Source organism: Propioniciclava sp. (assembly GCF_047602245.1).
GTDB lineage: Bacteria > Actinomycetota > Actinomycetes > Propionibacteriales > Propionibacteriaceae > Propioniciclava.
In genome coordinates this window covers 213,969-231,120 of the sequence record NZ_JASGHT010000001.1, presented here as the reverse complement: position 1 = coordinate 231,120, position 17,152 = coordinate 213,969, and the positions used below count along the sequence as shown (strand labels likewise).

Sequence of the window (17,152 nt, the reverse complement as noted above, 5' to 3'; positions counted from 1 at the left end):
TGCGGGCCGTCGCGAGGCGGGCCGTGAGAACGAGGCGAACCCCCGCCTCCGTGATGGAGCGCGGGGGTCCGCCGGGCCGGTGGGCTGGGTCGGGATGGGTCAGACCTGGGCCTCCAGGCGGGCGAGGCGCTTCTCGACTGCGCGGGAGTCCGCCTCGCCGACCAGCCAGCTCAGGCTGAACGAGATCACGAACAACGCCACGAATCCGAGCACGGCCCCGGTCACCGGCCCACCCGGCAGGCCGAGGGAGCCGAAGGCGTCCGGGTCGCCGAGCATGAAGCCGCCGATGCCCAGCACCACACCGGAGATCGCCAGCGCGAGCGCATCGACGGCGTAGGCGCGGCGGCGCTCGGCGCGTTCGGCGGCGGTGGCGCCGGTCGGTAGTTCGCGGCCCAGCAACGAGCGGGGTGCTTCGGCGCCGAACATGCGCTCGAAGGCCCAGAACAGGCCGCCGGAGACGAGCAGCACGGCGACGGCGGCGGTGTTGGTGACCTCCTTGGTGGTGGCGTACTCCCACACGAGGACGCCGAGGGCGCCGAGGCAGATGACGGCGAGGGTGATCAGGGCTGCCTTGCCCGCGTTGATGGCTTGACGCTCGTCCATGTCAGTGATCGCTTTCTTCCCAGAACAGGGAATTGAGGTCCGTGCCCAGCGCATGACACACGTCGAGGCACAGGTTCAGGGTGGGGTTGTGCGTGCCGGCCTCCATCATCGAGATGGTCTGCCGGGAGACGCGGACCAATGCGGCCAGTTCCGCTTGGGTCAGGCCGCGGGCCACCCGCGCGGCCTTCATCCGCGCGTTGCCCGTCCGGGTCTTCCTGTCCGTGTCCATGTGTCAGTTATACACGACACAATGTCGGATATACAAGACATCGCGCCAAAAATACCCGACATTCTTCGGGTGGGCGCTCGCGCGCACAGCGTCGCCGCGTGTCCGGCTTACACTGAGCGCATGACCGTTCCGGAGGGACCCTCGGCGTCCGGCCTCCCGGATGTCAACGTGCCCGCGCCGCGAGCCGGGCAGATCGCGTTCTGGGCGGCGACGGCGGGCTACAGCGTGCTGATCGTGTGGCAGGCCTTCACGTTGCCGGACGCCGTCCCAGGGCCTTTGGACTTCAAGGACGAGGTGACGCGCTGGTGGTCGCGCACCGCCCATGTCGTGCTCGGCGCTTCGGTCGGTGCGCTCACGGTGGTGACCTGCATGATCGTTCCCTCCGATCGCATCCGCACGACCGCGCTGCTCACCCGGCCGCAGAAAGCCCACTGGAGGCGCGAGGAGAATCTGCCGGCGGCGCGGCGCATGCTCCGCGACGACCTCGGGTGGATGGGGGCCGTCGGCCTGACGTTCGCGGGCTACACGCTGTGGACTGCGGGTGCCGCCGCCGTGGGGCAGGCGCCGCCGATGTGGACCTTCATCACGGGGTTGATCATGGTCGTCTCTGTGCTGCTCGGGTACGTGGGCTGGATGAACTTCGGGCCGCGCTGGCGTCCACCGGCCGAACCGCCGGACGCCGATCATCCCTATCGACCTCGCTGAGCCGGGCGAACCCGCCCTGGATCGGGCAGCGGATGTCACGGGTGGGTAAAAGCGCGTGGCCCTGGCTCGCAACGACAGGATTTGGTGTCATGATCGGCCGGTACCGATGTCAAACGAGAGGAACCACTCGTGTCCAAGCTACGCACCGTGGCCGTCGCCATCGCAGCCGGCGCCACCGCCTTGGCCCTGAGCGCTTGCGCCAGCAACCCGCCGGCTGCTCCGTCGTCGTCCGCCAACGCCAACGAGCCCACGTTCATCGCTGACGGCAAGCTGACCGTCTGCACGCACCTGGCCTTCAAGCCGTTCCAGTTCAAGGATGCCAGCGGCGCGATCGTCGGCTACGAGGTCGACCTGATGGACCTGGTCGCCAAGGACCTCGGCCGCACCCAGGAGATCGTCGACATCGCCTTCGACCAGATCACCTCCGGCGCGGTGTTCGCGGCGAAGAAGTGCGACGTCGGCGCGGCCGCGATCACGATCAAGCCCGAACGGGAGCGGGCCGCGACCTTCGCGCAGCCGCATTTCGCCTCGAAGCAGGCGCTGATGGTCAAGACCGGCTCCGGGATCACCGATCTGCCCGACCTGAAGGGCAAGACCGTCGCCGTGCAGACCGACACGACCGGCAAGGAGTACGCCGACGAGCGGAAGGCCGAGTACGGCTACGAGACCAAGGTCTTCGACGACATGCCCTCGGCCTCCAACGCCGTGCTCGGAACCGCCGCCGACGCCACCGTCAACGACAACGGCGTCCTGTTCGACTTCGCCAAGGACAACCCGGGCGTCGAGGTCGTCAAGGAATACGACACCGGCGAGTTCTACGGCTTCAACGTCGGCAACGACAACAAGGCGCTGGCCGCCAAGATCGACCAGGTGATGGCCAAGGCGAAGACCGACGGCACCTTCAACGAGATCTACAAGAAGTGGTTCGGCACGGACGCCCCGGCGTGATAAGTCGCTGATCCGCACACGCGGCGTCCGGCACTATCGGCGCCGGACGCCGCGTCCTCGTTCTCACCCGTTCCTGACAAGGAGTCCCATGACGAGCACCCAGGCGCGCGCCGTCGCGCCGCGCAAGAAGCTGTCGCCGCGCAAGCGGGCGCAGCGCATCCGGTTGATCCAGTACGCCGTGCTGATCGCCGTCCTCATCGCCGCCATCGTCAGCATCGACGGCGCCCAGGTGCAACGGGTCTTCTTCAGACTGGATCTGGTCCAGATCACCCTCACCTCCGGCCTGCCGCGGGCCTTCCTCAACACGATCATCTACACGGCCGGCGCCTTCACGTTCGGCCTCGCCTTGGGCACCGTGCTGGCGTTGATGCGGTTGTCGCAGGTGGGGCCGTACCGGTGGCTGGCCACCATCTACATCGAGTTCTTCCGCGGTGTGCCGGCGATCATCGTCCTGCTCGCCTTCGGCCTGATGTCGGTGGCGTTCCCCGGGCTGCGGTTCCCGCTCGACCCGTACGGCACGGTGTGGACGGCGCTCGGTATCGTGTCGGCGGCCTACATGGCCGAGACGATCCGCGCCGGCATCCTCGCTGTGCCGAAGGGCCAGGTCGAGGCGGCCCGGTCGCTGGGCATGCCCTCAGGGATGGCGATGCGCCGCATCGTGCTACCGCAGGCGTTCCGGATCATCACCCCGCCGCTCACCAACGAACTCATCCTGCTCACCAAGGACTCCTCGCTGGTCTATGTGCTGGGCCTCACCGCGTCCGCCTTCGAACTGACCAAGTTCGGCCGCGACATCTCCAACAGCAACGGCAACCTGACCCCGCTCGTGGTGGCCGGCTTCTGCTACCTGCTCATCACCCTCCCGCTCACGTTCCTCGTGCGGCGCCTGGAGGCCAAGTCCGCGAAGGCACGGTGACGCCATGACCCAGATGATCCCCACCGGGCGACGCGAGGACGAGATCCAGATCTACGACCTGCACAAGAGCTTCGGCGACGTGGAGGTGCTCAAGGGCATCAGCCTCACCGTGCACAAAGGCGAAGTGGTGTGCGTGATCGGGCCGTCGGGCTCGGGCAAATCGACGCTGCTGCGCTGCGTCAACCTGCTGGAGCAACCCACGCAGGGCCGCATTTTCATCCTGAACGAGGAGATCACCGACCTGGACGCCGACGTCGACGGCATCCGCACCAAGATGGGCATGGTCTTCCAGCAGTTCAACCTGTTCCCGCACCTGACCGTGCTGGAAAACTGCACCATCGGCCAGACCGCGGTCAAAGGCATCGACAAGGAAACCGCGAAGAAGACCGCACTCGGCTACCTGCACGAGGTCGGCCTGGAGCATCGAGCGGACGCCTACCCGGCTCAGCTGTCCGGCGGCCAGCAGCAGCGGGTCGCGATCGCGCGATCGCTGAGCATGGACGTGGAGATGGTGCTGTTCGACGAGCCCACTTCGGCCTTGGATCCCGAGTTGGTCGGCGACGTGCTGGCCGTCATGCGCCGGCTCGCCGATACGGGCATGACGATGATGGTGGTCACCCACGAGATGGCGTTCGCCCGCGAGGTCGCCGACCGGGTCATCTTCATGGACGGCGGCGTCATCGTCGAGGAGGGCGCGCCCGATCAGGTGATCGGCAACCCGCAGAACCCGCGCACCCGCTCGTTCCTGCAGCGAGTGCTCGACCCGACCCACGCCGTCGAAGAGTTGCCCAGCTGACCGGGCGCCTGTCGGCGCGGCGTCGCATGGGCGATAGCGCTGCCACCACCGCGAGGCGGGGATTGGGCGCGAACGTGGTTGCTGGCGATCAGGGGACGCGGGCGATGGCGTGGAGTTCGGCAACCGGGATGGCCCGGCTGTCGCTGATGCGGACGGGGATGGTGCCGGAGTAGCCGAGGGCGGTCCAGTGCACGTTCCAGTGTGTGGTGGCCGTCAGCGTGTAGGTGCCCTTGGGTTTGCTCTGGTGGCGGGATGGCCAGGTGTAGACGTGTCCGCAGGTCGGTGAGGGTGTGTCGGGTGGGGTGTTCTTGGGCAATGGTGTGGTGCGGGCGCAGCTGATGCGTTTGCCGTCGCCGGTGTCGAACACGGTGCGGGAGTGTTGGGCGTTCATGGTGATGGTGATGCCGTGGGCGGTGGTGGTGGTCTGGAGTTGGGTGGGTCCGTCGGTCCACAGCCAGTAGGGGTAGCCGACGATGGCGGCGTTCCATTCGTTGATGCTCGGGTCGGGGCCGATCCTGGGGATGGCGTCGGGAAGGTGCAGCTGTGAGATGACGGTGTGCACCACGGTCTCGGTGACGGCTCGTGAGCGAACGGCAGGGTCGGTCGCATTGGCGGTGTTGGTGGCCTCATCGGCGATGTCTTGCATGGGGCGCCGGCAGAAGCTGAGGGTGTCCCAGTTTTCTCCGAGGCAGGCGCTGGGGAAGTCGGCGAGGTTTGCGGGGATGGAGATGTCGGTCTTCTCGTGCGTCTCGGGGTCAGTGATCGTCAAGGTCCGAGAGCCTGTGTCTGCGGACGTGCCTCGTCCGGACGCCTCTGGCCGGTGCCCGGCAGCGTTGCTGCCCGATCCCTTGTTTGTGCCTGGACCTGAGGCAGTCACTTCGACCTTCACGTGCCTGTGGCTGGTGCTTGATCGAACGAAGCTGTCATCATCAGCGATCGCTGAGGTCGGGCATCCCGCCAGCAGGATGCTTATGGACACGGTCGTCGTGGTGGCAAGCAGCAGGCCGGTGTGGTGGATCCTCAACATGTTTCCACAACCTTCGCCTCGGAGTCCCAGATCTTTAGGACGCCATCGATCCGGCTGAGGTAGAGCCGGTTCTCGGTGATGATGCCTGGTGTCCCTCCCGGTTCTTTTGTCGTGCTGGTCACTCGTGGTGTTCCGTTGACGCAGGTCCAGAGGGCGACGACGGAACCACTCATGGATCTGCCTGGGAAACGTTTCACCCATTCGACGATGGGCTCGCCGGAGGTCTGCTTGACGCGCTCTTCCCTGTCGGTGGCGAAGATGTCGCGCATCCTCTCCAAGTAGGGGCCGCCGGCAGTGGCTTCGATCTCTGGCGTGACTTCGGAGAGTTCCCAGTGGGCGCCGATCCGGAACACCTCGGCCATGTGCCTGCGGTACACGGCTTCGGCTTCGGTGTAGAGCGCGTCGATAGCAAGCATCTCCTCGTGTTCCTTCGCGGTGCACGGATAGGGGTCGCCACCGGCCTCGGGGGTGCAGGTGTAGGTGACGAACGTGGGGGATGGCGTCGGCGTCGTTGGTGTGCATCCGGCCATCAGCCCTGCCAGCAGGAGGAGTGCGGCGAGTATGGCGGTGCGCTTCGTGCCGAGTGGTCGAGGCGGCGTGTCCGGTGGCACCAGACGGGTCGCGTCGGTGCGTGCGGGATGTCCGCTGGACCGGGTCATGGCGCCTCCTTGGGATGTTGCTCTCCGAGTGTGGCAAACAACGAGGGTGCCCGGGGACGAAGTAGGGGTTTATCCACAGTTGATCTGCCGGGAATCTCATCGTCCACAGCGGACCCGCCCGCTGACGGCCATCAGTGCAAGAGGGTGGTGCGTGTCTCGTCGCCACCTCCCTCCATCGACGCGCTCGTGGCCATCGAGGGCGGCGAGAGATGCTCTACTCGACGACCGCGGTCGCGCGTGACGGACGCCGCGACTCGCGGACGCGCCCGACGATGAACACCGCCAGCGCCACCACGACGATCACGCCGACGAAGACGGCGGCCGCCGGATGCGTCTCCCACAGCCGAGCCAGCACTTCGAACCCGACGCTTCCGGCGGTGCCGTAGAGGAACGCCCACATCACGCAGCCGACGGTCACGGCCGGCAGATAGCGCACCAGGGGCATCCGGGTGGCTCCCGCACCCAGGTTGATCAGGGTCTGGAACCCGATGGTCAGGAACGACACGCTGACCAGGGGAGCGCCCCAGCGGTTGAGTTGGCCGACGGCGTCCTGATAGCGGGGCGACGCCATCACCGAGGCGATACGTGTTCGTTCGGCACCGCGTGCGGCCAGGCGTCCGAGCCAGTAGGTGCCGTTCGCGCGGCACATGACGATGACGAACAGGACGCCCACGATCACCGGATAGGGCGCATCCCAGGTCATCGGGTTGAGGTTCACGGTGGCTCCACGGGGTCGTCGCCGGAAGGGTAAGGGTGAGCTTACCTGGCTGCCCCGGCGGCCGTGCGGTTCGCGGCGCGGCGCATCGTCCACCAGCCGGCCCAGATCGCGAGGACCCCGATGCTGGACCACGGGTGCGCCAGGTCGACCACGGTGCCGGTCTGCCAGACCAGAAAGGTGCCGCCGGCGAGCAGCACGTAGGTGACGATGGCCAGCACGCTGTGCTGGGTCTCGCCCATCGGCGGGATCGCCCAAAGCTCGAGGCGTCCGAGCAGCGGGATCACCGCGAACACAGTGGCGACCGTCGCGAGCGCGAGCGTCACCGGCGAGAGCAGGGCGCCGGCCAGCGCAGGGACGATGAGGGAGAGGAGCAGCAGTACCGTGCCGGAGGCGACCAGGCACGGGATGTGCCACAGGTACACGCTCATCGCGACCGTATTGAGGATGCCGACGGCCTGCTGCACCGCGGGTGAGAGCGAATCGAGGACGCCCGCGCGCTCGACCAGCCCGAGCATGCCGCACTGGGCGAGCGCGAGGAAGGCCATCGCCACCGTCGGCGGCTGCAGGTTCGCGATCGGCAGGTCGGCGAACCCGACCGCCGTGGCGGGATAGCCGAACCCGAACACGAGCACCAGCACGCCGGTGACGCCGACGGTGACGGACGCCCACGCGGCGGCCACCGGCCCGCGCCGCCACCAACCTCGCTGGTAGGCGATGCCGAACTGATGCACCAGCGGCCAGACCAGGATCATGTTCAGGTTGCGGACGGTGTAGTCGCCGGCGGCGAACGACCACGCATCCACACCCGCCGCCGCGATCGCGAGGACGGCCATCGGCGCGACGCCGAACCGGTCGTGCAGCCGGACCATCCCGGGCGCGATCGCCACGATGACCAGGTAGACCGTGATGAACCACAGCAGTTGCATCAGCAACCGGCTGACTTCGGCGGCGTCCGGCCACCCCGCCCAGGTCACGGCGCTGAACAGCACCGCGCAGAAGGTCACGAACACCATCAACGGGCCGACGAGGCGGCGTCCACGGCCCGCCAGCCAATGACCCACGCTCGCACCCCCCGCGGCGCGCAGCCGGTCGAGGGTGAGGGTGTGGGCGAAGCCGCCTGCGACGAAGAACAGCGGCATGATCATCAGCAGCCACGTCAGTGGGTACAGCCAGCTGGGCGCGGCCCACGCCTCCAGCACGGGGCGTCCGTCGATCAGCTTCACCCGGTAGACGAGGGTGTGGTAGACGACCACGACGAGCACGGAGCAGGCCCGCGCCAGGTCGATCACGTGGTTGCGTCGTCTGTCCGGCATCGTGTTCATGCTAACCCGATGGCCTGTGCCGGTGGCGCGGAGGTTCTAGGGTGAGAGGGTGCTCGGTGCGCTCGGCGGGATCTCGACCATTTGGGTGGTGATCGGCGTCGGCTGCCTGGTCGCCCACTGGGGGCTGGTCGGCCATTCCGGACGCCGGCTGATGTCGGTGCTCGCCTTCACGGTGGCCTCTCCGGCGTTGTTGTTCGCGATGATGGCCCGCGCCTCGCTCGAGCACGTGTTCTCGCTGACGCTGGTCGTCTCCGCGCTGGCGGTTGCCGTCACCGCCGTGGTTCACGTGATCATCGCCCGCCTGGCGTTCAAGGCCGGCCCGGGCGCACTGGTGATCGGTTCGATGGCGTCGATGTACACCAACGCCGGCAACTTCGGCATCCCGGTCGCGCTGGCCCTGCTGAACGACGCCACCTGGGCGGCCTCGATCCTGCTCATGCAGGTGGCCGTGCTGATGCCGGTGATCCTGGTGCTGCTGGATGCCGTCCGCACCCGGGACGCGGACGCGAAACCCACCCTCGCGCACTATCTGGCCTTGCCGTTGCGTAACCCGCTCACCGTCGGCATCGTCGGCGGGCTGGTGGTCAACATCACCGGCGTCGAGCTTCCGGCGGTGGTGTGGGCGCCGATCGACCTGATCGGGGGCATGGCGGTGCCGCTGATGCTGATGGCGTTCGGCGTCTCGTTGCGCCTCGACCCCCTGCCCGGACGCGGTGAGCACAGCGCTCACGCCTGGACGACGGTGGCGCTGAAGGTCGTGGTGCATCCGCTGGTGGCCTATGTGCTGGGCCTTGCCTTCGGGATGACCGGAGGCGAGCTGTACGCAGTGGTCGTGCTGGCGGCGCTGCCGGCCGCGCAGAACGTGTACGTGGTGGCGACCCGCTATCGCGAAAGCGAGCTGCTGGCGCGCGATTCGGTGTTCTGGTCGACGTTTTTGTCCATCGGATCGCTGCTCGGGATCGCGGCGCTGCTCGGAACCTGAGAATCCTGGCGACACGGTCGGGTCCAAGGCGCGCATCGGACCCCTCGTGGAAGGTAAGCTCGCCTGTGTGGATTCTCAGGGCTACATCATGACGATTGAACCCGACGAGTGCCGCCGACTCCTCGCCGAGGCAGTCGTCGGGCGCGTGTCGTGGGTCTCGCCGACCCGGGGTATCCAGGTGCTGCCCGTCAACTACCTGCTCGAAGAAGAACTGATCGTGTTCCGGGTGCATCCGGCCTCGGTGCTCGCCGAGCTGGCCTCGCCCACCGAGGTGGCGTTCGAGGTGGACGATCTGGACGCCCAGACCGCGACCGGCTGGAGCGTGCTCGCCCAGGGTCGCACCGCTACGCTGGCGGGTGAGTTGCCGGAGACCTCGCCGTGGGCGCCCGGCGATCGTGAGGTGGCCATCGCCATCGAGGTGAGCCAGTTGTCCGGTCGTTCGGTCTCGCGCGAGTTCTGATCCTCCAGGCGGCTTCTAGACTGCGGGCATGCCTTACCCCGTGACACGCCGCGACGATCTGGTCGAGACCCTGTTCGGTCACCCGGTGGCCGATCCCTACCGTTGGCTCGAGGACGCCGGCGCCCCCGAGGTCACCGATTGGGTGGCCGCTCAGCAGGCGCATGCCGAGGCCGCACTGGCCGCCCTGCCTGGGCGGGACTGGTTCGCCGGCCTGATGAACCGGATCGTGGCACGGCCGCGCGCGGGCGTCCCCTTCGCCCGGGGCGGGCGATGGTTCGTCAGCCGCAATGACGGAACCCAACCCCAGGACGTCTGGTTCATCGCCGATTCGGCCGAGGCCATCGTGGCCGGCGGTGAGGTGGTGCTCGACCCCAACGGCTGGAGCGAGGACGGCACGGTGTCGTTGTCCACGTTCTCGGTGGCCCGCGACGGATCGCTGCTGGCCTACGCGCGCTCCGAGGGCGGCTCGGACTGGCAGCGGATCCGCGTCCGTGACCTGGTCACCGGCGAGGACTTCGACGACGAGGTGATCGCCAAGTTCGCCTCGCCGGCCTGGCTGCCGGACCACCGCTCCTTCCTGTACACCACCTTCGACGAGGCGGCCGACGCCCGCGGCACCGCGACCGGTGGCCTGGGCGCGGCGAAGCTGATGGTGCACCGGCTCGACGGGCCTGACGAGCTGTTGCTCACCTTCCCCGACGACCCGCGGGTGATGGCGTGGGGTGAGGTGTCCCACGACGGCCGCTGGCTGGTGGTGAGCATCGTGCGCGGCACCGAGAACCGCAACCGCGTCTGGGTCTACCCGATCGGGCAACGGGACGGCCGTTCGGTGCTGGGTGAGCCGGTCAAGGTGGTCGATACCGAACAGGCCGAGTTCGGCTTCGTCCGCGTCGACGGTACACAGCTCTACCTGACCACCGACCTGGAGGCCCCCTGCGGCCGGGTGGTGCGTGTCGATCTGGACTGGGCCGCGCGCGGCGACGTCGAGTTCGCCGAGGTGGTTCCGGAGGTGCGTGCCACCCTGATCGGCGCCGAACCGGTCGGCCGCGGCCTGCTGCTCGCCTACCTCGATGATGCCCGCCCCGCGCTGGTGTTCTGCGGCCTCGAGGGTGAGGACGCCGACGAGATCCCGCTGCCAGCGGGCGCGCTGACCGCGATGGACGGTTCGCCCGAGCGCGAGGTCGCCTTCGTCGGGGTGAGCACGATCGACGCACCCACCACCGCCTTCCGGATCGACCTGCCCGTGGCCGGCTCGGATGCGCCGCCGACCATCGAGCGCGTCGAACTGGTGCCGGACGCCGAGGGTTTCGCCCCGGCCTACACGGTGGAGCGCCTCCGGGCCCGCAGCGCCGACGGCACCGCCGTTCCCTACTTCCTGGTCACCCCCGACGACGGACGCGACGGGCCGCGCCCGACCCTGCTGTACGGCTACGGCGGATTCAAGATCCCGGTGCTGGCCGACTACCGGGCCGGCTGGTCGGCGTGGCTGGCCGCCGGGGGAGCGCTCGCGATCGCCAACCTGCGCGGCGGTGGCGAGTTCGGCACCGCGTGGTACGAGGCCGGACGCCTGGCGCGCAAGCAGAACGTGTTCGACGACTTCATCGGCGTCGCCGAACACCTGATCGAATCAGAAGTGACCTCACCGCAGCGGCTGGCGATTCACGGCCGCTCCAACGGCGGCCTGCTCGTGGGCGCGGCGATGACCCAGCGCCCGGACCTGTTCGCCGCGGCGCTGCCGGGCGTCGGCGTTCTCGATCTGCTGCGCTTCCACAAGTTCACCATCGGTGCGGCCTGGATCAGTGACTACGGTGACCCCGACACCCCCGAGGGTTTCGCGGCGGCGCGCGCCTACTCTCCGGTGCACAACGTCCGCGATGGCGTGGCCTACCCGGCCACGCTGGTGCTGACCGCCGACCACGACGACCGCGTCGTGCCGCTGCACAGCTTCAAGTTCGCGGCCACGTTGCAGGCGGCCCAGGCCTCGGCGGCCCCGGTGCTGCTACGCGTCGAATCCTCGGCCGGCCACGGCGCGGGCAAATCGCTGGCGATGGTGGCCTCGGAGTGGGCCGACCTGCTCGCCTTCGCGGCTCACCACACGGGTCTGGTGGTGCCGCACTGACACCGGATCGCGCGGCCCGCCGCTAGAGTGGGCGGGCCATGAGCGAGCAACCCACGATCACCTTCGACGATGCCCTGCCGATCTCGGCTGCCGTCGATGAGATCGCCGCGCTCATCGAGCGCCACCAGGTGATCGTCGTCGCTGGCGAGACCGGCTCGGGCAAGACCACCCAGCTGCCGAAGATCGCGCTCAAGGCGGGCCGCAAGCGGATCGCGCACACCCAGCCGCGCCGGATCGCTGCCCGCTCGGTGGCTGACCGGATCGCCTCCGAGATGGGCGTCGAGCTCGGCGCCACCGTCGGCTACCAGGTGCGCTTCACCCGCAAGGCGACCAAGCAGACCCAGGTCAAGCTGATGACCGACGGCATCCTGCTGGCCGAGATCGGCCACGATCGTGATCTGCGCGGCTACGACACGATCATTGTCGACGAGGCGCACGAGCGCTCGCTCAACATCGACTTCCTGCTCGGCTATCTCAAGCAGCTGCTGCCGCGGCGTCCGGACCTGAAGGTGATCATCACCTCGGCCACCATCGACACCGCCCGGTTCAGCGAACACTTCGGCGACGCGCCGGTCGTCGAGGTGTCCGGGCGCACCTATCCGGTCGAGGTGGTCTACGAGCCGGTCGATAGCGACTCCGACCTGATCGACGGCATCGCCCGCGCGGTCACCCAGCTGCACGCGCTCGGCGAGGGCGACATCCTGGTGTTCTGCTCCGGTGAGCGCGACATCCGTGATGCCGCGGACGCCATTAACGCGCTCCAGTTGTCCCGCACCGAGGTGCTGCCCCTGTTCGCCCGCTTGTCGGCCCAGGAACAGGACCGCATCTTCAAGCCGCACTCCGGTATGCGGGTCGTGCTGGCCACCAATGTCGCCGAGACCTCGCTGACCGTGCCCGGCATCCGCTACGTCGTCGATCCCGGCTACGCCCGGATCAGCCGCTACTCGGCGCGCACCAAGGTGCAGCGGCTGCCGATCGAGCCGGTCAGCCAGGCCTCGGCCAACCAGCGCGCCGGCCGCTGCGGACGGCTGGGGCCCGGCATCTGCATCCGGCTGTATTCGGAGGAGGACTTCGCCTCGCGCCCGGAGTTCACCGAACCCGAGATCCTGCGCACCAACCTGGCCAGCGTCATCCTGCAGATGGCAGACGCGCGCCTCGGCCCGATCGAGGACTTCCCCTTCGTCGAGCCGCCCGATCACAGCCAGGTCCGCGACGGCCTGCGGTTGCTGCACGAACTCGGCGCCCTCGCCGATGAGAAGACGACGCGCGAGAAGACCGGTCAACGGCTCACTGCCACGGGCCGCCTCCTCGCCCGGCTTCCGGTCGACCCACGGCTGGGCCGGATGCTGGTCGAGGCCGGACGCCGCGGCGTCACCTGGGACGTGCTGCCCATCGTGGCCGCCCTGGCCATCCCCGATGTCCGCGAGCGCCCGCTGGAACGCCAGGCCGACGCCGACGGCTTGCACCGCCGATTCTGGTCCGTCGACGGCGTCCAGCCCGGCCAGCCGGCCAGCGGCGACCGCGACCCGTCCGACATCGCCGCGCTGTGGCGGCTCTGGGACTACCTGCGCCGCCAGCGCAACGAACTCTCCGGCAACGCATTCCGCCGGATGTGCCGCGAGGAGTACCTCAACTTCCTGCGCATCCGGGAATGGCAGGATCTGGTCTCCCAGCTGCGCGAGGTCGTCGGCGAACTCGACCTCGACACCACCCAGGCCGCCGACCCGGATCGGCGCCGGGCCCAGGCCCGCGAGCCGCGGACGGCGTCCGGGCACACCCCCGATTGGGCGGCGCTGCACACCGCGGTGCTGTCCGGGCTGCTCAGCCATGTCGGGCTGATCGATGCCCGCTCGCTCGCGACCGTACAGCCGGCCCGCAAGGGCAGGCGTCCGCTCGCCGAATACCTGGGTGCGCGCGGGGCACGATTCGCGATCCAGCCCGGCAGCGCGGCGGCGAAGGCCACCCCGCCGCTGGTGATGGCCGTCGAACTGGTCGAGACCACCCGGCTGTGGGCGCGCACGGTCGCGCCGATCGAGGCCGCTTGGGCCGAGCAGGTGGGCGAGCATCTGCTCACCCGCAGCTACTCCGAGCCGCGCTGGTCGGCGCGGGCGGGCCAGTGTGTCGCCACCGAGAAGGTCAGCCTGCTCGGCGTCCCGATCATCGCCGACCGCCAGGTCAGCTACCAGCGCATCGACCCGGTGCTGGCCCGCGAGGTCTTCATCCAGTCCGCACTCGTCGAGGGCCAATGGCGCACCCGGCACCACTTCTTCGCCCGCAACGAGAAGGTCCGCGCCGAGGCCGCCGAACTCGAGGAGCGGGCCCGCCGCCGCGACATCGTCGCCGACGACGCCGCCATCTTCGCCTTCTACGACGAACGCATCCCGGCGAACATCACCTCGGTCGCCCACTTCGACCGGTGGTGGCGCGACAAGCGCCGGGCCGAGGACGGCTATCTCGACCTGGCCCTGGACGACCTGGTCGACGACACCGACGCGGTCGACACCGAGGCCTTCCCCGACACCTGGACCGCCGGGCCGGCCGATCTTCCCGTCCACTACGTGTTCGACCCGGGGGCCGGCACCGACGGGGTCAGCATCGACGTCGACGTCACCGTGCTCAACCAGGTGGACGCCGCGGGCTTCACCTGGCAGGTGCCGGGCCTGCGCCACGAGCTGGCCACCGAGCTGATCCGGTCGCTGCCCAAGGCGGTCCGCACCCGGTTCGTGCCCGCACCCGACTGGGCCCGCCGCGCCGTCTCCTGGCTGGAGGACCACCCCGATCAGGCGTCCCGCCCGTTCGCCGAGGCCCTGGCCGCCGCGCTCACCGCGCTGAGCGGTGACCGGGTCGATCCGGCGGCGTTCAACGAGGGCACGCTGCCCGAGCATCTCGGCGTCCGCTACGTGATCACCGACGGACGCCGCGAACTCGGCGCCGGCAAGGACTTCGAAGCACTGCGCAAGCAGTTCGCGCCCCGGCTCAACCGGCGGCTCAACGCGGCGGCGTCCGATGTCGCCCACGCGGGCGCGACCCGCTGGGAGTTCGGCGCCATTCCGGCCACCACCGGCGTCGACCGCGACCCGGCACCACTGGTCGGCTACCCGGCGCTGGTCGATCTGGGCACCAAGGTGGGCGTGCGGGTCTACAACACCGCCGCCAAGGCGTCCCGCTCGCAGGCCCTCGGCCTGCGCCGGCTGGTGGTGCTGGCCAGCCCCGACCCGACCCGCAGCGTGTTCTCCCGGCTGTCGAACGCCGACAAGATCGCGCTGTCCGCCGGGCCCTACGCCAGCCTGAACGCCCTGCTCGCCGACGCCCGGCTGCGCGCCACCGCCGACCTGATCGCCGCCCGCGGCATCGATCCGGACGCCGTCCGCGACCAGGCTGCCTTCACCAAGGTGGTGGACGCCGTCCGCCCCGATGCCGCCGACCGGATGCAGACCGTGACCAGGATCGCCGCCAAGGCGCTCACCTGGCACGCCGAGGCGCGCGCCGAACTGGCCCGGCGTCCCGAAGGCGACTCCAAGGCCGACCTGAGCGCCCAACTCGACAACCTGATCTTCCCCGGCTTCATCGCCGCCACGCCCGAGCCGCACTTCACCCGGCTGGAGCGCTACCTGCACGCCGCCGAGGTCCGGCTGCACGGCTGGGCCGCCAACCCGGCCCGCGAGGCGCAGAACCTCGACGTGATCGCCGACCTCGAGGACGCCTACGACGCCGCGATCGCCCGCTACGAGGTCGGCGAACTCCCCGACGCCGCCGTCGAAGTGGGCTGGCTGCTGGAGGAGTTGCGGGTCAGCCTGTTTGCCCAGTCGCTCGGCACGGCCCAACCGGTCTCGGCCAAGCGCGTGCGCACCGCCCTGGCCGGCCTGTAGAGACTACAGTGGCGGTCATGCTGGATCCGCGCTCGCTGTACGAGGTTCATACCGACGTCTGGGAGTCGATCGCGGGGTCGCGTCCGCCGATGCTGCACCTGCTGGAGGGTTATGTGGATGCCGGCCACCTGGCCAAGCAGCTCAGCGACCACCTGCTCGCCTCGCTGCAGCACGAGGTGCTGGTCACCTTCGACCACGACCAGCTGCACGACTACCGCTCGCGGCGTCCGGCGATGGTCTTCGACACCAACACCTGGGCCTCGCTGACCGACTACCAGCTCGCCATCCACAAGGTGACCGATGCCTCCGGCCGGGTCTTCCTGCTGCTGGCCGGCCCCGAACCCGACCAGCAGTGGAACCGCGCCTGCACCGCGATCCTCGACATCACCCGCGCGCTGGAGGTGCCGGTGCTGGTCACCGGCCAGGGCGTCCCGATGGGCGTGCCGCACACCCGGCCCACCCTGGTCACCTCGCACGCGACCGACCCCGATCTGGCGGCCGACAACCCGGTCTGGATCGATCGGGTCACCGTGCCGGGCAGCTTCTCGGCGATGCTGGAATACACCACCGGCCAAGACGGACGCCTCGGGCGCGGCTTCGTCGCGCATGTTCCGCACTACCTCGCCCAGGGCAACTACGTGCCCGGTGCGCTCGCCGTGCTGGAGCGGATCCGGGACGCGACCGGCCTCGATCTGCCTCCGGGCGACCTGGCGACGCTGGCGCTGCAGACGCTGGGCCAGCTGGAGGAGGAGGTCAACCGCGACGGCGAGTTCGGCCCCCTGGTCACCGCGTTGGAGGAGCAGTACGACGAACTGCGGGCGTCCGGGCGGCCCAGCGTTCCCTCAGCCGACGAGATCGGTGCGGCCGTCGAACGGTTCCTCGCCGAGCACCAGGAAGGCGACGACAACGGGGGTGGGCGTGGACCACATCAGTGAGATCCTCGACCTGCTCGAACTCGACTCCTGTGGCCACGACACCTTCATCGGCAAGCATCCCGTCACCCTGCAGCAGCGCACCTTCGGCGGGCAGGTCATGGCCCAAGCGCTCGCCGCGATGTATCGCACTGTGCCGAGCGAGCGGCTGTGCCATTCGCTGAAGGGCTACTTCCTGCGCGCCGGGGTGACGTCGGAGGACATCACCTACACGGTGGCACGGCCGCGGGACGGCGGGTCGTTCACCACCCGCGGAGTGACCGCCTCCCAAGGCGGGCACGAGATCTTCACCATGTCGGCGTCCTTTAAGGAGCCCGAGGACGGCCTTGAGCACGCCGCACTGCCGAGCAAGCCGCCGACCCCGCCGGAGAGCTGCGTGCCGCTCACCGAGCAGCTGCGCACGGTGGCGCCGCAGTTCGCCGCCATGTGGGAGCGTGAATGGGCGGCGATCGATACCCGGTTCGTTGGCTTCTCCAACCGGGAAACGTCCGAGGGTGCGCGCATGCAGGTGTGGCTGCGCAGCGTCGGTGACGTACCGGATGATCCGCGCATCCACCAGATGGTGCTCGCCTACGCCTCCGACCTGACCCTGCTGGTGGTGAGCGCGCTCGCCCACCCGCAGACCTTTGGGTCGCCGGACCTGCAGATCGCCACCATCGACCATTCGATGTGGTTCCACCGGCCAATCCGGGTCGACGACTGGGTGCTGTACGACCAGTCGTCCCCCAATGCGGCGAACGCGTTGGGGTTGTCGTTCGGCTCGCTGTACGACGAGCACGGCGCGCTGGGCGCCCACGCCGTCCAGGAGGGCTTGATCCGGCTGGGCGACGAACGCCGGCGTCGCGGCCTGGTCTGAATCAACCCGGC

16 protein-coding genes are annotated in these 17,152 nt (G+C 69.1%); 10 read left to right on the top strand and 6 right to left on the bottom strand.

Translation table 11 applies throughout. From position 1 onward, the window contains the following. Nucleotides 1-99: 99 nt before the first annotated feature. Both QM708_RS01120 and QM708_RS01115 read right to left on the bottom strand, forming a co-directional pair. The gene (locus QM708_RS01120) at nucleotides 100-603 is read right to left on the bottom strand and encodes a hypothetical protein (RefSeq protein ID WP_415103559.1); all 504 of its coding nucleotides are present in this window, start codon (nucleotides 601-603) and stop codon (nucleotides 100-102) included. Nucleotide 604: 1 nt separating this feature from the next. Beyond that, complete coding sequence (locus tag QM708_RS01115; RefSeq protein ID WP_415103557.1) at nucleotides 605-832, bottom strand: helix-turn-helix transcriptional regulator; 228 nt, start codon at nucleotides 830-832, stop codon at nucleotides 605-607. Between the two features lie 120 nt (nucleotides 833-952). Here QM708_RS01115 and QM708_RS01110 point away from each other — a divergent pair, with 120 nt between their 5' ends. The 4 genes from QM708_RS01110 to QM708_RS01095 all read left to right on the top strand — a co-directional run bounded on the left by QM708_RS01110 (nucleotide 953) and on the right by QM708_RS01095 (nucleotide 4,197). Then, entirely contained in the window at nucleotides 953-1,537 is a 585-nt protein-coding gene (locus tag QM708_RS01110; protein ID WP_415103555.1) for a hypothetical protein, read from the top strand. Between the two features lie 129 nt (nucleotides 1,538-1,666). Further along, complete coding sequence (locus tag QM708_RS01105; protein ID WP_415103553.1) at nucleotides 1,667-2,485, top strand: ABC transporter substrate-binding protein; 819 nt, start codon at nucleotides 1,667-1,669, stop codon at nucleotides 2,483-2,485. 88 nt (nucleotides 2,486-2,573) lie between these two features. Then, nucleotides 2,574-3,401 carry an amino acid ABC transporter permease gene (locus QM708_RS01100; protein ID WP_415103551.1) on the top strand — a complete coding sequence of 276 codons (828 nt, stop codon included), beginning with the start codon at nucleotides 2,574-2,576 and terminating at the stop codon, nucleotides 3,399-3,401. Between the two features lie 4 nt (nucleotides 3,402-3,405). Further along, nucleotides 3,406-4,197, top strand: coding sequence for an amino acid ABC transporter ATP-binding protein (locus QM708_RS01095; RefSeq protein ID WP_415103549.1), 792 nt, complete (start codon nucleotides 3,406-3,408; stop codon nucleotides 4,195-4,197). Between the two features lie 88 nt (nucleotides 4,198-4,285). Here QM708_RS01095 and QM708_RS01090 read toward each other — a convergent pair whose 3' ends face one another. The 4 genes from QM708_RS01090 to QM708_RS01075 form a co-directional block, all read right to left on the bottom strand. Further along, nucleotides 4,286-4,966: a hypothetical protein gene (locus tag QM708_RS01090; protein ID WP_415103547.1), complete on the bottom strand. Its 681-nt coding sequence runs from the start codon at nucleotides 4,964-4,966 to the stop codon at nucleotides 4,286-4,288. A 251-nt stretch (nucleotides 4,967-5,217) separates the two neighbouring features. Continuing rightward, nucleotides 5,218-5,883, bottom strand: coding sequence for a hypothetical protein (locus tag QM708_RS01085; RefSeq protein ID WP_415103545.1), 666 nt, complete (start codon nucleotides 5,881-5,883; stop codon nucleotides 5,218-5,220). Nucleotides 5,884-6,097: 214 nt separating this feature from the next. Next, on the bottom strand, nucleotides 6,098-6,601 hold the full coding sequence (locus QM708_RS01080; RefSeq protein ID WP_415103543.1) for a DedA family protein: 504 nt from the start codon (nucleotides 6,599-6,601) through the stop codon (nucleotides 6,098-6,100). A 41-nt stretch (nucleotides 6,602-6,642) separates the two neighbouring features. Continuing rightward, complete coding sequence (locus QM708_RS01075; protein ID WP_415103541.1) at nucleotides 6,643-7,914, bottom strand: acyltransferase family protein; 1,272 nt, start codon at nucleotides 7,912-7,914, stop codon at nucleotides 6,643-6,645. A gap of 58 nt (nucleotides 7,915-7,972) precedes the next feature. On the opposite strand from QM708_RS01075, the gene QM708_RS01070 reads away from it, so the two are divergent. From QM708_RS01070 to QM708_RS01045, 6 genes are all read left to right on the top strand, one after another. After that, nucleotides 7,973-8,905 (top strand): AEC family transporter, encoded by a 933-nt coding sequence (locus QM708_RS01070; RefSeq protein ID WP_415103539.1) that lies wholly within the window; start codon nucleotides 7,973-7,975, stop codon nucleotides 8,903-8,905. An 88-nt stretch (nucleotides 8,906-8,993) separates the two neighbouring features. Beyond that, nucleotides 8,994-9,365, top strand: coding sequence for a pyridoxamine 5'-phosphate oxidase family protein (locus QM708_RS01065; RefSeq protein ID WP_415103537.1), 372 nt, complete (start codon nucleotides 8,994-8,996; stop codon nucleotides 9,363-9,365). 28 nt (nucleotides 9,366-9,393) lie between these two features. Continuing rightward, a complete protein-coding gene (locus QM708_RS01060) occupies nucleotides 9,394-11,484 on the top strand; it encodes a prolyl oligopeptidase family serine peptidase (RefSeq protein ID WP_415103535.1) in 2,091 nt (696 codons plus the stop codon). 38 nt (nucleotides 11,485-11,522) lie between these two features. Beyond that, entirely contained in the window at nucleotides 11,523-15,353 is a 3,831-nt protein-coding gene (gene hrpA, locus QM708_RS01055; RefSeq protein ID WP_415103533.1) for an ATP-dependent RNA helicase HrpA, read from the top strand. A 17-nt stretch (nucleotides 15,354-15,370) separates the two neighbouring features. Further along, nucleotides 15,371-16,288 carry a PAC2 family protein gene (locus QM708_RS01050; RefSeq protein WP_415103531.1) on the top strand — a complete coding sequence of 306 codons (918 nt, stop codon included), beginning with the start codon at nucleotides 15,371-15,373 and terminating at the stop codon, nucleotides 16,286-16,288. Beyond that, nucleotides 16,272-17,141, top strand: coding sequence for an acyl-CoA thioesterase (locus tag QM708_RS01045; protein ID WP_415103529.1), 870 nt, complete (start codon nucleotides 16,272-16,274; stop codon nucleotides 17,139-17,141). Before QM708_RS01050 ends, QM708_RS01045 begins: the two co-directional genes overlap by 17 nt. The last annotated feature ends 11 nt before the right edge of the window (nucleotides 17,142-17,152 follow it).

What these genes read in the sequence shown, in the direction of transcription:
- QM708_RS01060 (WP_415103535.1), top strand. Translation starts at nt 9,394, where the DNA reads ATGCCTTACCCCGTGACACGCCGCGACGATCTGGTCGAGACCCTGTTC.
- QM708_RS01065 (WP_415103537.1), top strand. Translation starts at nt 8,994, where the DNA reads ATGACGATTGAACCCGACGAGTGCCGCCGACTCCTCGCCGAGGCAGTC.
- QM708_RS01120 (WP_415103559.1), bottom strand. Translation starts at nt 603, where the DNA reads ATGGACGAGCGTCAAGCCATCAACGCGGGCAAGGCAGCCCTGATCACC.
- QM708_RS01100 (WP_415103551.1), top strand. Translation starts at nt 2,574, where the DNA reads ATGACGAGCACCCAGGCGCGCGCCGTCGCGCCGCGCAAGAAGCTGTCG.
- QM708_RS01075 (WP_415103541.1), bottom strand. Translation starts at nt 7,914, where the DNA reads ATGCCGGACAGACGACGCAACCACGTGATCGACCTGGCGCGGGCCTGC.
- QM708_RS01095 (WP_415103549.1), top strand. Translation starts at nt 3,406, where the DNA reads ATGACCCAGATGATCCCCACCGGGCGACGCGAGGACGAGATCCAGATC.
- QM708_RS01110 (WP_415103555.1), top strand. Translation starts at nt 953, where the DNA reads ATGACCGTTCCGGAGGGACCCTCGGCGTCCGGCCTCCCGGATGTCAAC.
- QM708_RS01115 (WP_415103557.1), bottom strand. Translation starts at nt 832, where the DNA reads ATGGACACGGACAGGAAGACCCGGACGGGCAACGCGCGGATGAAGGCC.
- hrpA (WP_415103533.1), top strand. Translation starts at nt 11,523, where the DNA reads ATGAGCGAGCAACCCACGATCACCTTCGACGATGCCCTGCCGATCTCG.
- QM708_RS01085 (WP_415103545.1), bottom strand. Translation starts at nt 5,883, where the DNA reads ATGACCCGGTCCAGCGGACATCCCGCACGCACCGACGCGACCCGTCTG.
- QM708_RS01050 (WP_415103531.1), top strand. Translation starts at nt 15,371, where the DNA reads ATGCTGGATCCGCGCTCGCTGTACGAGGTTCATACCGACGTCTGGGAG.